General features: G+C 62.9%; 8 protein-coding genes, 1 tRNA gene and 1 pseudogene. 5 read left to right on the top strand and 5 right to left on the bottom strand.

Annotation, left to right across the window (positions count from 1 at the left end; translation table 11 throughout):
• The first annotated feature begins 138 nt into the window (after positions 1-138).
• Entirely contained in the window at positions 139-1827 is a 1689-nt protein-coding gene (locus J0663_RS13830) for an ABC transporter ATP-binding protein/permease (protein WP_207240898.1), read from the top strand.
• A 131-nt stretch (positions 1828-1958) separates the two neighbouring features.
• Here the strand turns inward: J0663_RS13830 and J0663_RS13825 are convergent, their stop codons facing one another.
• Positions 1959-2186 carry a hypothetical protein gene (locus tag J0663_RS13825; protein ID WP_207240897.1) on the bottom strand — a complete coding sequence of 76 codons (228 nt, stop codon included), beginning with the start codon at positions 2184-2186 and terminating at the stop codon, positions 1959-1961.
• 506 nt (positions 2187-2692) lie between these two features.
• Here J0663_RS13825 and J0663_RS31250 point away from each other — a divergent pair.
• Positions 2693-3556: pseudogene (locus J0663_RS31250) on the top strand (septal ring lytic transglycosylase RlpA family protein); the annotation flags it as partial.
• A 414-nt stretch (positions 3557-3970) separates the two neighbouring features.
• Here J0663_RS31250 and J0663_RS13815 read toward each other — a convergent pair.
• Positions 3971-4047: transfer RNA gene (locus tag J0663_RS13815), tRNA-Pro, on the bottom strand.
• 262 nt (positions 4048-4309) lie between these two features.
• On the opposite strand from J0663_RS13815, the gene J0663_RS13810 reads away from it, so the two are divergent.
• Positions 4310-4717: a hypothetical protein gene (locus J0663_RS13810; RefSeq protein WP_010055906.1), complete on the top strand. Its 408-nt coding sequence runs from the start codon at positions 4310-4312 to the stop codon at positions 4715-4717.
• A 199-nt stretch (positions 4718-4916) separates the two neighbouring features.
• On the opposite strand, the gene J0663_RS13805 is transcribed toward J0663_RS13810, so the two are convergent.
• Positions 4917-7892, bottom strand: coding sequence for an NAD(P)-dependent oxidoreductase (locus J0663_RS13805; protein ID WP_207240895.1), 2976 nt, complete (start codon positions 7890-7892; stop codon positions 4917-4919).
• A 921-nt stretch (positions 7893-8813) separates the two neighbouring features.
• Here J0663_RS13805 and J0663_RS13800 point away from each other — a divergent pair.
• On the top strand, positions 8814-10004 hold the full coding sequence (locus tag J0663_RS13800) for a TCR/Tet family MFS transporter (protein WP_207240893.1): 1191 nt from the start codon (positions 8814-8816) through the stop codon (positions 10002-10004).
• A gap of 515 nt (positions 10005-10519) precedes the next feature.
• Positions 10520-10804 carry a GIY-YIG nuclease family protein gene (locus tag J0663_RS13795; protein ID WP_207240892.1) on the top strand — a complete coding sequence of 95 codons (285 nt, stop codon included), beginning with the start codon at positions 10520-10522 and terminating at the stop codon, positions 10802-10804.
• Between the two features lie 1526 nt (positions 10805-12330).
• On the opposite strand, the gene J0663_RS13790 is transcribed toward J0663_RS13795, so the two are convergent.
• On the bottom strand, positions 12331-15726 hold the full coding sequence (locus tag J0663_RS13790; protein ID WP_207240890.1) for an acyl-[ACP]--phospholipid O-acyltransferase: 3396 nt from the start codon (positions 15724-15726) through the stop codon (positions 12331-12333).
• 82 nt (positions 15727-15808) lie between these two features.
• On the bottom strand, positions 15809-16096 hold the full coding sequence (locus J0663_RS13785; RefSeq protein ID WP_207240888.1) for a YiaA/YiaB family inner membrane protein: 288 nt from the start codon (positions 16094-16096) through the stop codon (positions 15809-15811).
• Positions 16097-16128 lie beyond the last annotated feature (32 nt).

Below are 16128 nucleotides of genomic sequence, written 5' to 3'. Positions count from 1 at the left end.
CCTGCGAACAAGCTACACCCGGCGGAGAACGTAGAACATTAGGAATGCCCACTACGTGTTTTTACGAAGCCCGGGCCTGTTCTTCGTTGACTGCTCTTCAGGTTATACTTCTCCAGGCACTAAATTGCGGAGGCGAGCATGAGCCAGCAGCGTATTCCGCTCAAGTTGACGGCCACCAGATTCGTCCGCGCGGTCAGGATTTTCATGACGTCGGATGTAGGCAGACAAGCCAGGCTCCTTCTCTTCGCCCTGGTCGCTCTTTTTGGCGGCATCAGCGCCCTGAATGTCGTCAACAGCTACGTCGGCCGATACTTCATGACGGCAATCGCCGAAAAGCAAACTGCCGAATTCATCCGTCAGGCGATCCTCTATACTGGCGCATTTGCCGCTTCGACGATCGTTTCGGTTATCGCCCGGCTCGCCGAAGAGAGACTGGCATTGCTCTGGCGAGAGTTCCTCACGCGTCGCGCGATCGGCATCTATATGACCAACGGCACCTTCTACCGGGTCGGGGTGCGAGGCAAGCTCTCGCACCCCGACCAGCGAATTGCCGAGGACATCAAGGCCTTCACGATCACCACGCTTTCCTTCGTGCTGATGCTCCTCAACAGTGCGCTGACAATCCTGACCTTTTCCAGCGTGCTGTGGCTGATCAGTCCGCTGCTCTTTATTGCCGCTGTCGTTTACGCGGCCTTCGGATCGTACATGACAATCGTGTTGGGCCGCCCCTTGATCAACCTCAACCATGATCAGCTCGACGGCGAAGCAGCCTTCCGGTCCAGTCTCATCCGCGTGCGGGAGAACGCAGAATCGATTGTGATCGCGGGAGAAGAGCAACGCCACGCAAACCTGCTGTTGAGACAGTTCGATGCACTTGCGGCGAACTTCAGACGCATCATCGTGGTCAATCGCAACGTCGGCTACTTCACCACCGGCTACAACTGGATGATACAGATCATACCGGTCGTCATCATTGCGCCAGCCTTCTTCCGTGGCGACATGGAATTCGGTGTGATCACCCAGTCGGCCGCAGCGTTTACGATGCTGGTCGGCGCATTCTCGTTCATTGTCAGACAGTTCAATTCGATCTCGAACTTTGCGACGGTCGTCGCGCGCATCAGCTCCCTGCTGGAGGCCGTCGAGGAGGCTGGTAAAGCGTCGACAACAGACGTGGAAGTCGTCGAAACCGAAGGCAAGCTCGCCTACGAACAGCTCACCCTGGCGTCGCCGACACAAGAGACTTTGCTGAAGAACCTGTCGATGGTTGTCCCAACCGACACGCGATTGATCGTTGCGGGAGAGGGCGAAGCTGCGGGCACCGCATTGTTCCGGGCCACTGCGGGAATTGGCGCCTCCGGAAACGGACGCATCCACCGCCCGGCTCGCGAACACATGCGGTTCATCGCCCAGCGCCCATATTTCGCTCCCGGAACGTTGCGCCAAATTCTGGTGCCGACGCAGCGCCCCACGGAAGAATCGGATGACCAGATCCTTGCCCTGCTCGAGAGGCTCGGCCTTGCGCGCCCCCTGACCTCCACTGACCTCGACGAGGATCAGGACTGGTCGAGTATGTTGTCACCGCGCGAGCAACAGCTGATTGTAATCGCCAGCGTACTCATCACGGCCCCGTCCTATGTCGTTCTGGAAAAAGCCGACACCATCTTCGGTCATGAGCTCCTGGCCGAAATCCTCAGGCTTCTGGCGGACCGAAAAATCGCATGCGTCAACTTCGCGGAAGCGGACGCTCCGCGCGCCGGTTATGATGCCGTTCTGGAATATCATGCGGACGGCTCCTGGAGGTGGATCGACCAGGGAAAACGGCCCTGACGGTCGCAGTGCGCACGCCGCCTTATCAAATTCTCATCGGCTACCGCGAGCGACCTCCCCTGTGACCAATGACACCGAAGTGTCGTCGGCCCTCCGCGTGCCACTGCGGGGCTGGGACATCAATGATGTCATCACGGGAAGCTCAGGTCCAAACCGAGCATCCTGCTAAGGACGAAGGCGATGAGCCCCACGGCCAGGAGCGCTAGCACGAAGATTGCGGCCATCGTGACGCCCGTGCGCAGTACCGCTCGCCTCTCCCCCTTCTCGCCTTGATCGTAATGCCACTTGATGGCGAAGAACATGGCTATGCCTAACGCGAGAACCTTGAAGGTAGCGAAGACTATAGGGACCCAATCCAAAAAACGACTCTCCTGTGCATCAGCTACGCGCCTTATGACCTCAATCTCGGGCAAACGCATACTTCTTATTATGCAATGCTGATATGTAGCCGCAGGTGGCGGCTTGCGGGCCTGTATCGTTGGGTTCACGAATAACCGCCTGGGGCGTCAGCTGACTTCAGCCGTGTGTTCGCTCCCGGCAATTGAATAGTGGTCGATATCCGATAGACAATGCCGCTCGGCGACCACTCGGTGCCTGAGGTGGCAACCGGCCCTGGCAAAGCACCGCGTAAAATCGCATGTCCCCATGGAACCATTGCCCTCAGGCCAGCTTTCACAATTATGTCAGGGATGGAGCGAATTGACGGCAATCCCAGAAGGCAGTAGCGCATCGAAGTGCGCTTGGGCTGCTACTCCGTCTGGCTCTCGACCCCACGCGTCGCAAACTTTCGAGTACGCGGCCGGCAGGAGCGTTTGTATCGACGCATGGCGTGGATACATGGAAGACTGTTGTCAACGATGAACGGATGGCAATTGATGTAAGTGCTGTAAAGGGCTTGCGATGGCTGGCGATCATGTCGGTCTGCGCGTGCTGTGCCTGTACGACCACACAAACGCCGAACACCTATCGCAGCAAAGGATATGTTTCCGAGACGGTTTACGGTGTGACGGCGGGCCCGCGACCCGCCCACGGCAGGAATATTCGCAAGGGTGGTGGCCGTTATATCGTCGGCAAGCCTTACGTGATGAAAGGCAACCTTTACTCACCGAAGGAGGACCCGAGTTACGACAGGAATGGTGTCGCTTCCTGGTACGGCTCAGCGTTTCATGGTCGCTTGACTGCAAACGGCGAAATTTACGACAGGCATCACCTTTCCGCCGCGCATCCAACCCTCCCCTTGCCCAGCTACGTGAGGGTGACCAATCTTGAAAATGGTTCGTCGCTCATCGTGCGTGTTAACGATCGCGGTCCCTACCATAGGGGCCGCATCATCGACCTTTCCAGCAAGGCAGCAGATTTGCTGGACCTGAAGCACCATGGCACGGCCTATGTTCGGGTCCAGTATGTAGGCCGCGCCCGCTCGGACGGACATGATATGCCTTTTCTTATGGCGTCCTACGTCAGGAAGCGTGATCGCCTCCAGGACATCAAACCAGAGCCTCAGATCGCGACCAACGCGACGGTAGCCTCAAACCAGTCGACCGGCCATCATTTGGAGAGCCACAGCAAGTTCTTCTCGTCGTCACGGGCGAACCCTGCCATCAAGGCGATGAGCGCCTCCTCCCAGCCGGGGGCAATCGCCGCGGCGGCGTTTCAGACATTCGGGCAATTCGTGACGTTAGCTGGGATCGGCCCTACCACCTTTGAGCGGACGCCCGAATTCGCTCCGTCGATGCCGCGACAAAAATACTGCCTGAACGAGGATAGTGATGACCGTGAGCGCGGCTCCTGCGAGGTTCAGGCTCTCCCGTTACCGGGTGTCAATCGCAATGTACGTCTGACGGTGGTTGTCTCAATAAAGCGACGCCGCTCTCGATCAAGAGGCCACCGCCGGCGAGGAACAGCACTGGTTCTTCCCCAGAGTGCGCAAGAAGCCGTCACGAGACATGCCCACCCGCGGCGATACGCCCATGATCGCAATCCGCATGCCGCCGACAACAAAAGCCGTGGCTGTAAAATCAATATAGCAATTCTACCGCCCCGGAGCAGAATCAAATGCCAAGTCCGGGGTGGCTGTCGTGGTGGCGGATCGCAAGGCATATCAGCAATAAAGAAAAAAGCCCGCTTTCGCGGGCTTTTCGGCTGGTCGGAGTGGAGTGATTCGAACACTCGACCCCCACGTCCCGAACGTGGTGCGCTACCAGACTGCGCTACACTCCGTGACCAGCGGCGCTTCTATAGAACAGCCTATCTGGTTGCACAAGCGCCAAATTTCAAAAAACCGAGGGATTTTTTGACAGGTCGATGACAGGGGCCGGAAGGGTCGCTGCTTGCAAAAAGACACACCGCAAGCAAATCGAACGGAAGTGCAAAAGGGGCAATTTTCTTTTCCCGGGTTCCGCGCTAAAGGGCTCGGCGGGACAGGCGAAACCGCCGCGACGGCGGCTTCGCAGCCATTGCGCTTGAGATCAGGGACGACACGATGAAACTCCGCACCATTACCGCGGCCGGGCTTGCCATTGCGCTTGCCGGATGCACGACCATTCCTTCCGCCGGCAATCCGATCGAGGCCCGCTGGGTCGGCAAATCGGCCGGCATCTTCTTTGCCGCCTACGGACCGCCGATCAGCGACCGCGAGGAAGGTGCGAGCACCATCTATACCTGGCGCGGCGGTTACAAGACCGTGCGCATTCCGGCGAAATACGCCGAAGGCGCCGACGGCAAGCGCGGCAAGCAGATCGCCGCCGCCCGCACGGCCTATCTGCGCTGCCAGGCCGAAATCACCACCAATTCCGACTACACGATCCGCGACATCCGCACCGTCGCCGACATTCCGGGCGTCAACGGCCCGTCCTATTGCGCAGAGTTCCTGGCGCCCGAACAGAAATAACGGACGCTTCGTCCGGCACATGGACACAGGCGGCCAGCGTGCCGCCTGTTTTCGTTTGGGGCTACGAGTTTAGCCTCAAAGCATCCGCACGAGGGGCAGTTGCGGATCGTTTCGTGGAACGGGCTCGGGCACGGAGTCACCGAGCCAATGATGAAGTTAGGTTGTGCCGTGCGGCCGCCTCATCCGCCTAGATGGGTCCTCACCCCTCCGCCGGCCCGTAGAGGCCGAGCTGGTCGAGAAACGCCCGCTGCCGGTCGGCATTTTCGACCAGGAGGGCGGTGTAGCGCTCGAAGATCCGCTGGCGGTGACCCGGGTCGGAGACGGCGGACAGCGCGCCTGTGATGGCGGCGATCCTTTCCGAGGTCTGGCGCAGCTCTTCCAGAAGTTGGGCCTTGCCGCCGGCCTCGGCGACCGCCTGCTTCGTCACCTTGCCGATGCCGGCGGGCGTGCGGCTGCCGCCCGACACATAGCCCTCCGGCAGGTCGCCCTTGAGATTGACGACGGATTTGAAGCGGATGACGTCGAAGATCTGGTCGACCGCTTGCTTGGCGCCGGTCACCCGCGAGGGATGGTCGGTGTCGGCGGCCGCATGCGGCAGGAGCTCGAGCTTGCCCTTGTGGCGCTCATCGAGCGGCAGGTAGGGCAGCATCGGGCCGCTGAGCGTACCGGTCGCGGCGTCCCTGAAGAGGTCGGCGTCGATCGCCGCATGGGCGATTTTGCCGGATGCCAGGGCCGCGTCGAGCGCCTCGGCGTCGACGACTTCGCCGCGGTCGTAATTGATGAGCACGGCGCCGTCCTTCATGGCGGAGAGCACCTTCGCACCGACCGTGCCGGCATTGGAATAGAGGCCGGTTGAGGCGTCCAGGCGGCCGAGGCCGATATGGACGGAGAGCACATCGGCGCCGCTTGCCGCTTCGGCCGGGCTGGCGGCATAGTCGAAGCCCTCCGCCTCGATCCAGCGCTTGTGATGCTCGCGGGCGTAGATCGCCACCGTCATGCCGAAGGCCTTGGCGAGCTTGGCGACTTCACGGCCGATATTGCCGTAGCCGAGCACGGCGAGCTTGCGGCCCTCGAGCTTTGCCGTCGGGAAATCCTTCAGCTGACGGCCGGTATCGAAATCGCCGCCGGCGACCATCCGGTGCAGCCGGTCGACCGGCAGGTCGGGAACGACCTTCAGGATCGCCTTGAAAACCATCTGGGCGGTCGCCCGGCTGTTGATGCCGGGCGTGTTCATCAGCGGTGCCGTGCCGCCCTCGCCATTGCCGCCGCCCCAGGAGGCCGAGCCCATATTGCCGGTGCCCGCACCGATGCGCACGCCGCCGAGCGGGAAGACCGAGGCCTTGGGAATGAAGGTCGCCGCGGCGATCAGCGCGTCGTACTGGCCCTTGTCGGTCTGCGGCAGGATCTCCGCCTCGGTGCTGAGGTTCGGCTGGTAGAAGAAGTGGATGCGGCCCTTTTCGAGGCCGGCACGATCACTGAGCGGACCGAGATGGAAGACCCCACCCTTCTCCTCGATATAGGCCTTGACCTCGCTGTAATCAGGCTCGCCGTCGGCGCCGAAACGCAGGCCCACCAGGTCGGCGATCAGCACCGTGTAAATGCGGTTCGGATCGTCCTTGCGCACAGCGCCTTCGGCTTTGACCGGCGCCTCGAAGGTCACGCCGTGCTTTTCCAGCTCCTCCTCGAGAACGACGATCTTGGCTCTGAGATAGGCATATTGCAGATTTTCCAGGAGTGCCACGACATCGTCCGGCTCGCGGATGCCGCCGACCCAGGCGCGGTAGTCGCCCGGCGTGCCCGGGAAGGCGTTGACATAGCGGGCGGCGTCCAGGCCGGGCTCGTATTCGCCGTTCGGATGGGTGATGCCCTCATAGCCGAGGAGCTGCTTGGAGCGGGCAATGATGCGGGCGTGGATGGCGGCATCGGTGATATCAGCGTCATCGACCTTCAGCAGCGTCACGGCGGCACCACGCCGTTCGGCGTCGGCGACTGCAAGTGACAGCAGCGGATGCGACTTGACCCATTCGTCGATGACGGCGCGATTGGCGGCGGAGCGGCGGTTGAGCTCGACGACGGAGCCGACCCGGGCTTCCGACTGCAGCAGGCCGAAGGTGGTCTCGGCAAAGGCGAGCGCGCTGTAGGTGTTGATGACGCCGCCGAGCATGCGGTCCTCGGCGGCATCGTAGAACGGGCCGGCATCGACGGAGCGCTTGGCCGAAAACGGCTGCCGGGGATCGATCGGCGGGGCGATCTTCAGCTGCCGCGGGATCGCCCAGGCGGGATCCTGCAGGTTCTTCTCGATCAGCGCCAGCGCATGCGGCGTGAAGGAGGCGACGAAATAGCCCGAAATGCCGCCGATCGCCTTCTGGAACGGCATGAACAGGCAGCATTTCGCCATGACGGCGCTCACCAGCTCAGGCTCCCACGGCATGGCGCCGAGCATCGAGGTGGCGTCGAACACCGCATGGCGGTTGGCCGGATCGCCGTCGAGCCAACTCAAGAGTTCGCGGATCTCGCGGCTGGTATAGGCGTTGGCGCCCGTCGTCTCGTGGCCGACGCCGACGAAGATCGAAACGCCAAGGTCGGCAAGTTCAGCCGCCGTCGGGATCACGCCTTCGGAGGCGGCGAAATGAATGCGGCTCTCGCAGCCCTTTTCGGCGAAGCGCTGCATCTCGATCAGCTGCGTCGCCCAGGACTGGCGGAAGAAGCCGGCCGCCTTGGACGGATCGCTCTCCGGCCGCGGCGTATCGACATAGACGCGCTGGCCGGCGTCGTTGGCATTCATCAGGTGCTGGATGCAGACGGTGAAGCCGCTATGGCCGCCGCCGAGCCCGACCGCCATGCGGTTGAGCTTCGGAAAGCCGAAATAACGATGGATCGCCCGCATCATGTCGGTCAGGATCTTGTCGGCCGGGTAGCCGCGATGCATGCTGCGGGAAATCTCGGCCGTGGTGAAGCCGCCGATATCGTTGCCCCTGTCGTCGAACTTGCGATAGGTCTTCTCGATCCAGGCGTCGAAGGCGATGCGCCGCAGGCGGCTGTCCACTTCGTCGGTCGTCGCGTCGGTGATCGGCCCGACGCCGAAGAAGGGGTTGGACGGCAGCTTCGGCGCACCCGACGCGGTCTGTCGGAGGGCGATCAATCGCTGTTCCTGCATCTTGGCGATATCTGTCATTGCCTGCCTGTCTGTTTCCGGAGCTGAAGTTGCCTTCATGGTGAAGTGAGTGTTCCGGCAAGACAACCTCATCTGCGCCGAACGACAGGCGAAACGCGTCATCGGGGGCCAACGTTTCGGTAGCCACCGCCAAGATCACCGACATCTCGCCGGAGGCGAAACGCGCGCGCCGCTTCGGCCTGTTCAACGCGATGTTCTATGCGCTCACCGTGCCGCTCGCTCCGGGTCTCGGATGACGACGCCGGAGCGGGCGCCGGCGAGCTGAACCGCTGCGGCAGGCCTGGCGCCGCCCGGATTCGTCCGGGAGCCGGTCATCGGCGCGTTTGGCGAGAACGCCACCCCACATTCCGTCATCCCAGGGCTTGACCCTGGGATCCACAGCCAGGCGCGCGGCTTCAATTGTTCCCCTTCAGATCATCGCTCTTCTGCAGTGCCAGCCGCATGGATCCCAGGGTCAAGCCCTGGGATGACGGAGGAGAGGTGGTGCCCGGGATGACGGAGGGGAGGTGGTGCCCGGGATGGAGGAGGAGAGGTAGTGCCGGGGACCAAAAGCCTCGTCAGGGCGAGAAGCGAACCGTGAGCGCGGCGCCACAAAGCATCACAGCCGCAACCATCCCCGCACAAAAACAGACTTGCCGCACGCAACCATCCGGCGTATGTCTTTGCCGTCGCGAAAAGCGACTGCCTCCCTTGATCCGCTCAGTGGCGGAGTAAACAGGTGGACGAATGGGTCGTCCAGGCGGTCGAGCACACGCCCTCCATGCGCATCAGCCATGGTTCGGCCAGCACTCCCTGAAACCAGTGCCTGACGAGATCAGGCCTCATCGTGAGCCCTCGGCGTCGCGACGCAATTCCGTGATTTGAACGAAATCAGGGAAGCGCTGGCGAGCCTCCCGGCTTGCGTCGACCGTGGAACGCGCCATGACCAGATCCCTCATCGTCATCTTCACCGCCATCGTCCTCGATGCCGTTGGCATCGGCCTCATCTTTCCGATCCTGCCGCAGCTCTTGCAGGAGATCACCCATGCCGACAACGTCGCGCCCACTATCGGCACGCTGACCGCGCTTTACGCTGTCATGCAGTTCATCTTCGCGCCGGTGCTCGGGGCGCTGAGCGACCGGCTCGGCCGCCGGCCGGTGCTGCTGATTTCGCTTGCCGGTGCAGCCGTCAACTACCTGTTCCTCGCGCTCGCGCCCAACCTGCCGCTGCTGTTCATCGGCCGGGCGATCGCCGGGCTGACGAGCGCCAACGTCTCCGTTGCCACGGCCTATATCACCGACATCTCGCCGGAGGAGAAACGCGCCCGCCGCTTCGGCCTGTTGAACGCCATGTTCGGCCTCGGCTTCATCATCGGCCCGGTTCTCGGCGGCGTGCTCGGCGATCACTGGCTGCGGCTGCCCTTCATCGCAGCCGCCGCACTCAACGGCGCCAACCTGCTGCTCGCCCTCTTCGTCCTGCCGGAATCGCGGCCAGGCAGGCGCGAGAGGATCGACCTTGCCGCGCTCAATCCGCTGAAGCCGCTGAGGTCTGTGCTGGAGGTCAAGAGCCTGCTGCCCGTCATCGTCCTCTTCTTCCTGTTCAGCGCCACCGGCGAGGCCTACGGCACCTGCTGGGCGCTGTGGGGCAGCGACGCCTTCCACTGGAACGGGCTTGCGATCGGCCTGTCGCTCGGCGCCTTCGGCCTCTGCCAGACGCTGGCCCAGGCCTTGCTGCCGGGACCGGCCGTCCGGCTGCTCGGCGAACGCGGCGCGATCCTGACCGGCATCGCCGGCGTCTCGATCGCGCTTACCGTCATGGCCTTTGCCGACCGGAGCTGGATGATCTTCGCGATCATGCCGGTCTTCACCCTCGGCGGCATCGGCGTGCCGGCGCTGCAGTCGCTGGCGACCCGGCAGGTGGACGTATCCAGGCAAGGCCAGTTCCAGGGCGTGCTCGCCTCGGCCGTCAGCCTCGCCTCGATCGCCGCGCCGCTTGGCTTTTCCAGCCTCTATTTCCTCGTCCGAAGGGAATGGCCGGGCGCCATCTGGCTCTCGGTCGTCGCCGTCTATGCGCTCGCCGTGCCGCTCGTTCTGGGTCTCGGGCTGAGGAAGCCGGCGGCTGCGGCGAGTTGAACCGCTGCGGCTGCGGGCTTTTGCGTCCGGCACCACCCCCCTGCGTCATTCCAGGGCGTCAAGCTGTGCCGGCGGTGCGTCTGGCAACAAAGGCCACCCCACACTCCGTCATCCCAGGGCTTGACCCTGGGATCCACAACCACGCGAGCGGCTTAGATAATTTCCTGCACCTGCACTCCATCACTCCACACGCGCCAGCCGCATGGATCCCAGGGTCAAGCCCTGGGATGACGGAGGAGAGATGGTGCCGGGACGCAGAAGCCCGCCGGCGCGCAGCAGAGGTGGTGCGGGACGCATAAGCCGGCGCGAAAGCAAGGTGGCGCCGCGACGCATCGGCTCAGCAGCGGTGAGTGCTTCGGCAAAAGCGGCGCCGCACAAGCCTCGGCGAAAGCGACATCCCACAAGCTGCGCCGGCCCTCAAGCTGCGCCAGCGGTGCATATGAAGAGAACGCCACCCCCACCTTCCGTCATCCCAGGGCTTGACCCTGGGATCCACGAGCAAGCACTCTGCCCACATGGCAGGCTATGTTTACATCATCACCAATCAGAAAAACGGTACCCTCTATATCGGCGTGACATCCGATCTGGAGCGCCGCATCTATGAACATCGCGAGGGGCTGACGCCGGGCTTTGCCTGGAAATATGGCTGCACCCGCCTCGTCTGGTACGAGGAGCATTGGGACATCGGCACCGCGATCCAGCGCGAGAAGTCATTGAAACGGTGGAACCGGCAATGGAAGATCGACCTGGTCGAGGCGATGAATCCCGAGTGGGGCGATCTCTATCTTACGCTGTGGTAATGCCGTCTGCGTCTTCTGTGGTGCGCTGGGCATGGATCCCAGGGTCAAGCCCTGGGATGACGGAGGAGAGGTGATTGCGCGGCAAATCGGCTCCGCAGGCGCGATGGAGCTTCAACAAAAGCGACATCCCACAAGCTGCACCGGCGGTGCATTTGGCGAGAGCGCCAACCACACACTCCGTCATCCCAGGGCCTGACCCTGGGATCCACAGCCAGGCACGCGGCTTCAATAATTTCCCAGCTTCGGCTGCCATCTCTGTTCACGCAGCGCCAGCCGCATGGATCCCAGGGTCAAGCCCTGGGATGACGGAGGGGAGGTGGTGCCCGGACGCACACGCCGACGCGGACGAGAGGGGTGCTGGACGCATGGGTCCGCCTTCGCGGAAGCGAGGTGGTGCCGGGACACATCGGCTCAGCAGCGGTGAGGAAGCTTCGGCAAAAGCGCCGCCGCACAAGCCTCGGCAAAAGCGACATCCCACAAGCGGGCTCTCAAGCTGCACCGGCGGTGCGTCGCGGCAAGAACGCCAACCACACACTCCGTCATCCCAGGGCTTGACCCTGGTATCCAAAGCCACGCACGAGGCTTGAATAATTTCCCGCAGACGGCCTCCATCAATTCACGTAGTGCCAGCACTATGGATCCCAGGGTCAAGCCCTGGGATGACGGAGGAGAGGTGGTGCCGGACGCACAAGCCGGCGCGGACGAGAGGTCGTGCCGAGGAGCATCGCCAGCAGCGGCGATGAAGCGACGGCAGATGCGGGCATTATAGGCTGCACCGGCGGTGCGTGTGGCGAGAACGCCAACCACACACTCCGTCATCCCAGGGGTTGACCCTGGTATCCAAAGCCACGCACGAGGCTTGAATAATTTCCCGCAGACGGCCTCCATCAATTCACGTCGTGCCAGCACTATGGATCCCAGGGTCAAGCCCTGGGATGACGGAGGAGAGGTGGTTGCGCGGCAAATCGGCTCCGCAGGCGCGATGGAGCTTCAACAAAAGCGGCGTCTCTCAAAGCTGCACCGGCGGTGCGTGTGGCGAGAACGCCAACCACACACTCCGTCATCCCAGGGCTTGACCCTGGGATCCACAGCCAAGCACGCGGCTTCAAATTTCTCTGCGGTGGGGGCCATTGCTGTTCAGTGCCAGCCGCATGGATCCCAGGGTCAAGCCCTGGGATGACGGAGGAGAGGTGGTGCCGGACGCAGACGCCAAAGCGGACGAGAGGTCGTGCTGGGATGCATGAGTGCTCCGGCGCGGGCGAGAGGTCGTGCCGAGGAGCATCGCCAGCAGCGGCGATGAAGCGACGGCAGATGCGGGCATTATAGGCTGCGCCGACGGAGCGTTTGGCGAGAACGCCAACCCCACTCTCCGTCATCCCAGGGCTTGACCCTGGGATCCACAGCCAAGCACGCGGCTTCAATTTCTCTGCGGTGGGGGCCATTGCTGTTCAATGGATCCCAGGGTCAAGCCCTGGGATGACGGAGGAGAGGTGGTGCCGTGCACAACAGCCCTCCCCGCCCAACGCCTACGCCGCCTCCTCCTTCTGCACCGCCCCCTCCGCCAGCTTGCGGGCCGCGACGAAATCGACCTTGCCGGAGCCGAGCACCGGCACCTTGCCGATGGTGACCTCGGCCGGGACCATCATGTCCATCGCGCCCTTCGATTTGGCGAAGGCGAGGAATTCGGCGCGGGTGGCGGTCGGCGCGTCGGTCAAGAGCACCAGGCGCTCGCCCTTCTTGGCGTCGGGCAGCGATGAGACGACCGAGAGCGCGGTCGGCCAGAGCTCGGCGGCGAGTGCTTCGATCGCCGCCAACGAGATCATTTCGCCGCCGATCTTGGCGAAGCGCTTGGCGCGGCCGCGGATCTTGACGAAGCCGTCCTCGTCGATGCTGACGATGTCGCCCGTGTCGTGCCAGCCATCGGCGAGCGGTTCGATCACGCCGGGCTTTTCGGCGCGCAGATACCCGGCCATGACATTGGCGCCGCGCACATGCAGGCGGCCACCCTCGTCGATGCCCGGCACCGGCTCGAGCTTCCATTCCATGCCCGGCAGGATTTTGCCGACCGTGCCAGAGCGGTTGTACATCGGCGTGTTGATGGCGATTACGGGCGCCGTCTCGGTGACGCCGTAGCCCTCAAGGATGCGCAGGCCGAATTTTTCCATATAGGTGTGGCGGGTCGAAGCCTTCACCGGCTCGGCGCCGGAGAAGATGTAGCGGATCGAGCGGAAATCGTAAGGGTGCGCCGTCCTGGCATAGCCGTTGAGGAAGGTGTCGGTGCCGAAGATGATCGTGGCGTTGGAGGCATAGATCAGCTCCGGCACGATGCGGTAATGCAGCGGCGAGGGATAGAAATAGACCGGCACGCCCGAGATCAGCGGCAGCACCGTGCCGGCCGTCAGCCCGAAGGAATGGAAGACCGGCAGGATGTTGAACACCTTGTCGCCGCTGTGGAAATCGATGCGGGCGGCGGCCTGGGCGGCGTTCGACAGGATGTTGCGATGGGTCAGCACCACGCCCTTCGGCGTGCCTTCCGAGCCTGAGGTAAAGAGGATGACGGCCGGATCGTCCGACCGGCGCTTGGTGAGCGGCCGCGCCTTGCTCAGATAGCCGAGGATCTTGTCCTTGAGGCCGATCTCGGCTCTCAAATCATCGAGCCAGACGATGGTCAGCTGCTTTTCCAGCTCCTCGACGACGGAGCCGAGCTTGGCCTGGGCGACGAAGGCGCGCGAGGTCAGCACATGTTTGACCTCCGCCGCCTTGCAGGCGGAGAGGATGTTGGCCGCACCGGCGGTGAAGTTCAGCATCGCCGGCACCTTGCCCGCCGACATGACGGCGAGAAGGGTGGCGGCGGCGCCATTGGCATTCGGCAGCATGACGCCGAGGTTCTGTTCCGGGAAGCGGGCGCGGAACTTGGCGCCGAGCACGGCGGCACCCGTCAAGAGCTTGCCATAGGTCAGCCGGCCGCTGACCGGATCCTCGACGGCGAGCTTGCCCATGCCGAATTCGCGGCCGGCCTGAACGACGCGGTCGAACACGGTGGACGAGGTATCGGCGGTGCGGAACAGCAGGTTCGACATCACCTGGTAGAGGGCGGCACCCGCCGCCGTGCGGCGCTTGCGGCCTTTCAGCTCCGGCTCCACCTCCAGCTTCACCGGCTCGAGAATGGTGACCTTGACCTTGGGAAACAGCCGGCGGCGGATCTTGCCGTTGTCGAGATAGGAGAAATAGGTCTTCTCCAGCCCGTCGATCTTGACCGGCACGACCATCGAGCCGGTTTTGTCGGCGACCATGGCGGCACCGTCATAGACCTTCATCAGCGTGCCGGTCACGGTCAGGCGGCCTTCGGGGAAGATGCCGATCGGGTTGCCCTCCTGCGCCACCTTGATCAGCGAACGCGTCGCCATCGGCTTGGTCGGGTCGAGCGGCAGGAATTTGCACATTTTCAGGAAGGGCCGCACCCACCAGGCCTGGGCGATCTTGTAATCGACGGCAAAGGTGGGCTCCTCCTCGGTGATCGCGAGCGCCAGCGCGCCATCGAGCAGGCTGACATGGTTGAGCGCGATGATCGGCGCCGGGCCGGCCTTCTTGATATTCTCCAGCCCCTCGACTTCGAGGCGCATGAAGGCGCGGAACAGGATGGAGATGAAATCGCGGAAGGCATTGGTCGGCAGGGTCTTCAGCATCAGCCAGGCGACCGCGAAATTGACGATGCCGAGGCCGATCAGGATCTGAGGAATGCTAGCGCCGAGCGCCTGGATGACGGCGACGAGGCCGAGGCCGACGGTGATGAACAGCGCCGAAAGCACATTGGCGGCGCCAATGACGCGGGCGCGGCGATCCTCATGCGCCCATGTCTGCAGGCCGGCGAAGGTGGGCACGGCGATGAAGGCGCCCGAGATCGCCATGCCGGCGAGATCGATGGCGACGCGGATGGTATTTTCCCCGGCGAAAAAAGCGAGGATGGTCGTCGCGTGCGAGGTCGAGGTGAGGCCCCAGAGGTTCCAGGCGAGATCGAGGCTGAAGAGGCCGAGCAGCGCGGTGCCGACCGGGGCCGGCAGCAGCACGATGCGGCCCGCCGACATCCAGGCGGCAATGCCGGAACCGACAGCGACGGCGATGGCAAAGACGGTGAGATAGGCCGGCACGACGAGCTCGGAGCCGCCGAGCAGCTCGGTCACCATGGTCGGCAGGATGGAGAGAATGAAGGCGCCGACCAGCCAGAACCAGCAATTCATCAGCGCCGAACGCCACAGCCGCTTATCCTCTCGGATTTCCATGACCAGCGTGTAGCTGGAGCGGATGACGTTGCGGTCGATCTCAAGATCCGGCGCCTTGGAGCCGGTCGGCGGGATCATGCGGGCAGAAAGCCAGCAGAGCAGCGACAGCCCCATCATCATCGAGCCGAACAGCAGCACATTGTCGCCGCTGGAAAAGGCGAGCGCGGCGATGATCGTGCCGCCGAGGATGGCGATGAAGGTGCCGCCCTCGATCCAGGCATTGGCCTTCGGCAGGTCGCGGCGTTCGAGATGATCGGGCAGGATGCCGTATTTGATCGGCCCGAACAGCGCCGAGACGACGCCGAAGCCGAAGAGGGCCGCCATCAGCACAAAAATCGAGGAGAAAGCGAGACCGATCACCGCAAGGGCGGCGATGCCGATCTCGCAGCGTTTCAAGAGTTCCGCCACCTTGGCCTTGTCGTGCTTGTCGGCGATTTCGCCGCCAAGCGCCGAGAGCAGCAGGAAGGGCACGATGAGGATGACGCCGGCAAGCGTCACCAGGGCAGCGCCTTCGCTCGCCGACATCTTGTAAAGAATGAGGAATACCAGCGTATTCTTGAGGAAATTGTCGTTGAAGGCGGTCAGGAACTGTGTCCAGAACAGCGGCGCGAATTTCCGCGATGTCATCAGATTGTGTTGCACGGCGAGACCCTCTTTCGGTGGGCAGAGAAGGCCACAGAGTTGTTACGCAAAAGTTGAATGCGATAACAACTCTGCGATGTGGTTAAGGAAGATCTTCACCGTTACGATTGAATTTGACCAGCAGCTTCTCGGTGCGGGCATCTTCGACCTTGCGGATCAGCTTCTCGGATTCGGCATTGTCGCGCAGCGTCTTGGTGATATTCACCGTCGTCTGCACCAGCATCAATATGCCCATGGCGAGATAGCCCTTCCCCCAGAGATCGAGCGGCATCATGTAGAGGCCGAGCGCCAGCATGAAGGCGGCGGCGCCGAAGGAGATGTAGGAGAAGCTGACCCAGCTGGCGGAATGTTTCTGGAAACTGTCGTTCATTTCAGTGACCCTTTAATTTCTAGGGGTGGATG

This window comes from Rhizobium lentis (assembly GCF_017352135.1).
In the GTDB taxonomy this organism is placed as follows: domain Bacteria; phylum Pseudomonadota; class Alphaproteobacteria; order Rhizobiales; family Rhizobiaceae; genus Rhizobium; species Rhizobium lentis.
The sequence above is the reverse complement of the archived record's forward strand: the minus strand, read 5'-3'. Positions and strand labels throughout refer to the sequence as shown.